Origin of the sequence: Paraburkholderia sp. (genome assembly GCF_026225065.1) — a bacterium.
GTDB lineage: Bacteria > Pseudomonadota > Gammaproteobacteria > Burkholderiales > Burkholderiaceae > Paraburkholderia.
In genome coordinates, this window is the sequence record NZ_JAMFSB010000121.1 from 22,829 (window position 1) to 29,593 (window position 6,765).

Here is a 6,765-nt window from a genome sequence, read left to right on the forward strand (position 1 = left end):
AAAACGATGAACGTGCCATCCCGCACCCGCCGCTCGCCCCGCCTATCGGATTTACCCCGTTTCAGGCGGCGTGCCGGTTTCACCCTCTGCTTTAGCGGCGCCCTGGCGAGCCTCTCCGTCACGGCATGGGCTCAGGCCGAAACGGCGGCGCCGCCCGTGGCGGCATCGTCCCCAGCGCCCGCCGGCGCGAGTCCGGAGACACCCACGGTGCAGCTCGCGCCGGTCGTCGTGGTCGGCACCACACCGCTGCTCGGCATCGGCACTCCCTTGTCGCAAGTGCCGGCCAACGTGCAGACGGTGCGCTCGAAGGACATCGAAAAGCAGCACCGCAGCACGCTGATCGATTACTTCGCGAAGAACCTGCCGAGCGTCGATATCTCCGATGCCCAGGGCAACCCCTATCAGATCAACATCAACTATCGCGGCTTTACCGCATCGCCGCTGCTCGGCACACCACAGGGCTTGTCCGTGTTCGTCGACGGCGTACGCGTGAACGAACCGTTCGGCGACGTCGTGAACTGGGACCTGTTTCCGCAGCAGGCGGTCGATACGATCCAGCTGATTCCGGGTTCCAATCCGACCTACGGGCTCAACACGCTCGGCGGTGCGATTTCGATCACGACGAAAAACGGCAAGACCAGCCCCGGCGGCGAGGCCGAGGTGACGGCCGGCTCGTGGGGCCGCAAGACTGCCCAGATCGAACAGGGCGGCACGATTGGGGACAATCTGGATTACTACGTGACTGCCGACGCCCAGAACGACGACGGCTGGGCCGAGCGGAATCCGAGCCGGCTGCGGCAGGCCTTCGGCAAGCTGCGCTACACCGACGCCGACACCACGCTGTCGTTCTCCGCAGGAGGCGCGGACAACGACTTGCAAGGCACGCAGACCATTCCGCGTTCGTTCCTCAGCAATCCGAAGCAACCTTACACCTACCCGGACCAGAATGAGAACAGCGTCGGCTATGCCACGCTTTCCGGCGATCACTTCTTCAACGACCATGTCGAGCTGAGCGGCAACGTCTACTACCGGCAGTTCCTCAACACCAACATCAGCAGCAACAACAACACGGATTTCGGCTCGCTGAATCCGGATGGAACCGTCGATACGCTCCAGGCCACCAACGCGAAATCGACCGTTTCCACCGACAGCTACGGCGCCAGCCTGCAACTGACGTTACTCGGGCAGCTCGGCGGCATGCAAAACCAGTTCGTCGCGGGCGTGGCCGCCGACCTCGCCAACTCCCACTACACGGAATCGGAGCAGGATGCGTTTTTCACGCCTACGCGTGCGACGATCGGCGTGGGCGGCTTCTCCCAGCAGACCGATGCCCGAACCCATGACGGCAACTATGGTGTCTATTTCACCGACACCCTGACCATCACCAAGCAGTGGTCGTTGACGCTAGCGGGCCGCTACAACTGGGCGGAGGCCAACATCGGCGACGACAGCGGCTTGCAACCCCAGCTCGATGGCCACGATACGTTTTCGCGCTTCAATCCGGCCGTCGGCGTCAACTGGAATCCGACCAATAACTTCACGGCCTATGCGACCTATAACGAAGGGATGCGCACGCCGACTGCCATCGAGCTGACCTGTGCCGATCCGGCCGCCCCCTGCTCGCTGCCGAACGATTTCGTCGCGGACCCGGCGCTGCAGCCTGTGATCTCGAAGACCTTCGAGATCGGCGCACGCGGGCGCATCGGCAACGCTACCAACTGGAGCGCCGCGGCGTACAGCACGAATCTCGACAACGATATCGAGTTCATCAGCAGCGCGACGAGCACTCAGGGCTTTTTCCAGAACGTCGGCCAGACCCGCCGCCAGGGCGTCGAACTGGCCGGGCGCAGCCAGATCGGCCCGGTCGGGGTGACCGCCAGTTACAGCTACGTCGATGCCACCTACCGCTCGACATGGACCGAAAGCAGCCCGAGCAACTCGAGCGCCGACGCCAATGGCAACATTACCGTCAAGCCGGGCGACCATATCCCAGGCATCTCGGCGACCACCGTCAAACTGCGACTCGACTACACGCCGTTTTCGAAGTGGAACATCGGCACCAACCTGACTTGGCGCGGCGGCATCTACGCACAGGGCGACGAAAACAATCAGGATGTGAACGGCAAGATTTCCGGCTACTTCCTGATCGATCTGGACAGTTCATACCAGGTGACGAAACAGTTGCAGGTCTTCGCAACCCTATCGAATCTGCTCAACAAGCAGTACGAAAGCTTCGGCGTACTCGGCGAGAATTTCTTCAACGGCCCGAATCATACGTTCGACGGCGCGAACCCGATCAACGAACAATTCGTCGGACCGGGCGCGCCGCGTGGTTTCTACGTCGGCCTGCGCTACGCCTGGGACTAGTGCGATTCAATCGATCCGTCGCTAGGCGGATAGGTGACGATGCCCCAGGCCAGCGGCAATTCGCCGATCTGCTTGATCGGCTGATAGTTCTGCGCATCGAGCACGTAGACTGAATCGGAGCGCCCGCATGCCACCAGCAGCTTCGTGCCGTCCGGCGTGAAGCTGAAGTGCCAGCAACGCTGTCCGACCGGGACGTCGGCGATATGCTCGTAGCTGTGCCCGTCGAACACCTGGACCGTCTTGTCGCGCGCCGCGGCGACGAAGAGCCGCTTGCCGTTCGGTCCGAACGCAACCCCGTACGGCCCGAGCTTCGTATCGACGGTCTTGAGGACCTCGAACGTGTGCGAATCGACCACTACGAACTTGCTGAGCGACTCGAGCGTGACGATATAGACCTTGCCGTCCGGCGACAGGCGAATGCCGCGTGGACGGCCGCCTGCCGCGAGCTTCACGGTTCTGAGCGAGGCGCCCGTGCGAGCCTGATAGACCGAGATCGTATCGTCGCCTTCATTGGTGACGAGCATCGACTTGCCGTCGCGTGAAAATTCGATGCCTTCGGTTTCATGGCCGCTCGTCACCGAACGAATCACGTGCCACGTCTTCATATCGACAATCGCGATTTCCGCAGGCGGCTTGCTGGCGTCATCGTCAGCGGCACCCGGTTTGCCATTGTCCGCACTGGCTCCGTTCGCCGGGGGCGGACCGCCCTCTTCGCCGGGCTCGTAGGTGACATAGGCGTAGCCGTTGTGCACGCGCACATATTCGGGGTTTTTGCCGATCTTCACACGCTGCACGACTTCACCCGAAGCCGTGTCGATCACCGCCATGTCGCCGGTATTCTTGTTGGCTACCAGAAGCCGGCTGCCGTCCCTGTTCAGACTCAGGCCACGCGGGCCGTCTGCGCCGACCGGAAACGTCTTTGTCAGCGACATCTGGTCCAGATCGATCACGCCGACACCGGCCTTCTCGCTCGTCACGTAGGCCGTGGGAGCGGCAGCCCAGGCCGTGCTCGCGGCGAACGCAATCGCGGTGACGGCGGCGGCTAACGTCGTCACCGCGGTCGTAACTGAGGTGGTAACAGCGGGGATGACAGCGAAAGAGAGAAAACGCCCGGGTGTTGTGATACGAAACCGTGTCTCCAGCATTGTTGTACTCCGTAGTGAAAACGCTGCGCCGCGAAAACTCGCGTCCTTCAAGCAAAGTAGTCCATTGGAGGACCGTTTGACAACGGACATCGGACGGGAGATTTTCCCGAATTGATACGGTGGGGCCAGCGGCAGTACTAAAACGCGCTGCAGGGGTGGAAAATAATCGCGGAGGTGGCCAATGCGAGGCCTCGACCGTCATGCTGGAGCTTGCGATGGCGACGGCTGGAGATACCGTGATCGATGCGGCACGGCGCCTGCGAATCGTCGTGGTACTGGGCCTCGTGATTGCCGCTCATGCTGGCCTGCTCGTGTGGGCGTTAGCGACGCGGGACAGGACGGTCGAGCGAACCGTCGAAGCGCGGACCATCGTTGCGAGGCTGTTGAGAGATGAGCCGGAGGCTGTTGCATCTGTCGTGCCTGCGGTGCCTGCTCCGGCCGCCGTAGTTGCAGCACCGCAAACCTTGCATCGACCGGTACGTAGCAAACCGCTGCCTCAGCCTCGTCTCAAGCAGCCGCGCAGCACGGCAGTGCATGTGCCGAGTGTGCCGGGCGTACAGGCGCCATCTGGAGAAACTGCGCCAGCGCCTGGTGCCGCGGCTCCGCCCGTTGCTGCTGCGCCCCTGCTCGCGACTCCAGCAACGAATTCATCCGCGAGCGCCACCGAGCGCACGGTGCCTGCATTGGGCACGCCAAAGACCGTATCGCACGTCGACTGCGATATCCCTAGGCCGGACTATCCCGACGTATCGAAGCGCCGCAATGAAAGCGGCACCGCAATCATCCGGTTCGTCGTAGGTCTGAGCGGCCAGATCGAAACCGCTCAACTGCAAAAGAGCAGCGGCTATCCCCGGCTCGACGACGCAGCGCTCGCCGCCATCCATGCCGGAGTCTGTCAACCGTACAGGGAAAACGGCGAGGCGGTACGTGCTGCTTATTCGCAATCGTTCGTCTTCGCCTTGACCCAATAACAGATCACCGAGCTGGCACTGCAGCCGCACGGCGTGTGCTCGCCGTAGCAAACTAAAGGATGTCTTACCGGAGTCCAAAGAATCTCTGAATTCAAATCGGCATCCGTCTTCGCTATCGTGGCTACATGAACCAAGGAGAGGAACGGACCATGCACGCCTTGATCTTCGACGTCGACGGCACACTTGCCGATACCGAGACTGTCCATCTGCAGGCCTTCAATGCCGCATTCGCCGAAGTCGGTCTCGGCTGGTTCTGGGACGAGGCGCTCTATACGCGTCTTCTCAAGGTGGCGGGCGGTAAGGAGCGCTTACTGCACTACTGGCACGTCGCCGATCCGGAGGAAGCGGACGGCATGCGCGTGAGCGAGGTGATCGACGCCGTGCATGCAATCAAGACCCGTCATTACGCGGCGCGCGTGCGGGATGGCGGGTTGCCCTTGCGGCCGGGCATTGCGCGTCTGATTGCCGAGGCGCAGGCAGCCGCCCTTCCCTTGGCAATCGCAACCACCACCACGCCAGCAAACCTCGACGCCCTGCTGCGCGCGCCGTTCGGGCCGGCCTGGCGCACCCGCTTCGCCGCCATTTGCGATGCAGGCACGACCCGCGCGAAGAAGCCCGCGCCCGACGTCTACCTCGACGTGCTGCGGCAGCTCGGGTTGAAAGGCCCGGACTGCGTTGCCTTCGAGGACTCCGAGAATGGGCTGCGCGCGGCACGCGCGGCCGGTGTCCCGACCGTCGTAACGCCGACCGCGTACACGTCGCAGGATGACTTCGGCGGCGCGTTGGCCGTGCTGCCTCACCTGGGCGAGCCGCACGCGCCGGTTCCTTCGTCTGTGCCGAATGAACAAGCCGGCTGGGTCGATCTGGCCACCTTGCGTCAGTGGCATCGCCACGCGCTGACCGAGTTGGCATGAGTGTGCAACAGAAGTCTTTCGTGACAGGCATGCGCGCCAGCGCCGTGCTGGTCGATCTGGACGGCACGATGGTCGACACCGCGCCGGACATCGTCGAGGCGGTCAGCCAGATGCTCCGCGAATTCGGTACGGCACCGTTGCCGTTCGCGACCGCCAGCGGCTTTATCGGCAAGGGCGTGCCCAACCTGGTTCGACGCTCGCTGGAAGCGGCCGGGCTGGATCGGCGAGTCGACGCAGACCATGCGCTGGACGTGTTCCATCGCCACTATGTGCGGACCAATGGACGCCTCGGCCACGTTTTCCCTCACGTGGCCGCTGGTCTTGGCGAGCTGCAGCGGCTTGGATACCGGCTTGCCTGCGTCACCAACAAGCCGAAGGAACTGGCCGCGCGGCTCCTGCTCATGACCGGGCTCGCCTGCTACCTCGATGTGCTGGTTGCCGGGGACTCGGTCGCCAGAATGAAGCCCGATCCGGAACCGCTGTGGCACGCGTGCCGGTTGCTCGACGTGGCGCCTGAAAACAGCGTATTGGTCGGTGATTCTCCTGTTGACGTCATTGCCGCGCGGGCGGCCGGTCTACCGGTGTTCATTGTGACCTATGGCTATGCCGGACCGGACGGACCGGCGGCCCTGGAATGCGATGGTCTGATCGATTCACTCGCGGCCATGCCCGCGATTCTTTCATGCCGGAGTGCGCTCCTGCGATAGCTTCGCGACAGGAAAAACCTTCGAAGAGTGGGGCATCAAGGGGGCGAGGAATTTGCAGGAGTCAGGCGGAAGGTTTCCTGGTGCGGGACCGGACTCGAATACGGTCGCGTCATCCTTCACCATCAAGCATCCGAACTCTCGCGCCGAAAAACATACCACCAGAAATACCACCGGGCGCGACACGCTACCTTCCTGCGCTCCCGCGGACGACGGTCTTTGCCAGCGATCTTTTTTCAGCGCAATATTCCACTCAGTCGTCAATCACCAGGCCAGAGCCCCGTGGAGACGGCGGTTCCGCCAGTTCATTTGATGACGATACCGTCAGTGATACCGAAAAATCCTGCCAGCACTTAGCGTGCTTTCTGCGGATCGCAATGGAAAGTCAATGCCCCCTCTGTTTAAACTACCATGAAGATGGGGTACCTCAAGGCGATTTGTGAAGATGATACCGTCGTCGATACCGTGAGGCTCCTTCCAACACGGTCCGATCAGAACCGACCGGAGCGGCGATTCCCCGATTGAGAAGATGGGCCAACACGTCCTCCCGAGAAGATGACGGGTACGTAGCAGCCAGTGAAAGCCGAAACTTCGCAACAAGGTCTCGATAAGAGACCGCTTGGCCGCGTCTTCCGGCTTGAGAGCCACTCACGACTCAAGCCGC

5 protein-coding genes are annotated in these 6,765 nt (G+C 62.4%); 4 read left to right on the top strand and 1 reads right to left on the bottom strand.

Translation table 11 applies throughout. The features are described from left to right. Positions 1-6 precede the first annotated feature (6 nt). On the top strand, positions 7-2,367 hold the full coding sequence (locus M0954_RS09820; RefSeq protein ID WP_297352907.1) for a TonB-dependent receptor: 2,361 nt from the start codon (positions 7-9) through the stop codon (positions 2,365-2,367). Here M0954_RS09820 and M0954_RS09825 read toward each other — a convergent pair. Then, positions 2,364-3,512: a beta-propeller fold lactonase family protein gene (locus M0954_RS09825; protein WP_297352909.1), complete on the bottom strand. Its 1,149-nt coding sequence runs from the start codon at positions 3,510-3,512 to the stop codon at positions 2,364-2,366. The two genes, M0954_RS09820 and M0954_RS09825, sit on opposite strands and share 4 nt — an antisense overlap. A 215-nt stretch (positions 3,513-3,727) precedes the next feature. Between M0954_RS09825 and M0954_RS09830 the strand changes: the two genes are divergently transcribed. The 3 genes from M0954_RS09830 (at position 3,728) to gph (ending at position 6,104) form a co-directional block, all read left to right on the top strand. Beyond that, a complete protein-coding gene (locus M0954_RS09830) occupies positions 3,728-4,483 on the top strand; it encodes an energy transducer TonB (protein WP_297352911.1) in 756 nt (251 codons plus the stop codon). A gap of 149 nt (positions 4,484-4,632) precedes the next feature. Continuing rightward, a complete protein-coding gene (locus M0954_RS09835) occupies positions 4,633-5,397 on the top strand; it encodes an HAD family hydrolase (protein ID WP_122151726.1) in 765 nt (254 codons plus the stop codon). Next, complete coding sequence (gene gph / locus M0954_RS09840) at positions 5,394-6,104, top strand: phosphoglycolate phosphatase (RefSeq protein ID WP_297352913.1); 711 nt, start codon at positions 5,394-5,396, stop codon at positions 6,102-6,104. The genes M0954_RS09835 and gph overlap by 4 nt, the downstream gene beginning before the upstream one ends. Positions 6,105-6,765: the final 661 nt, after the last annotated feature.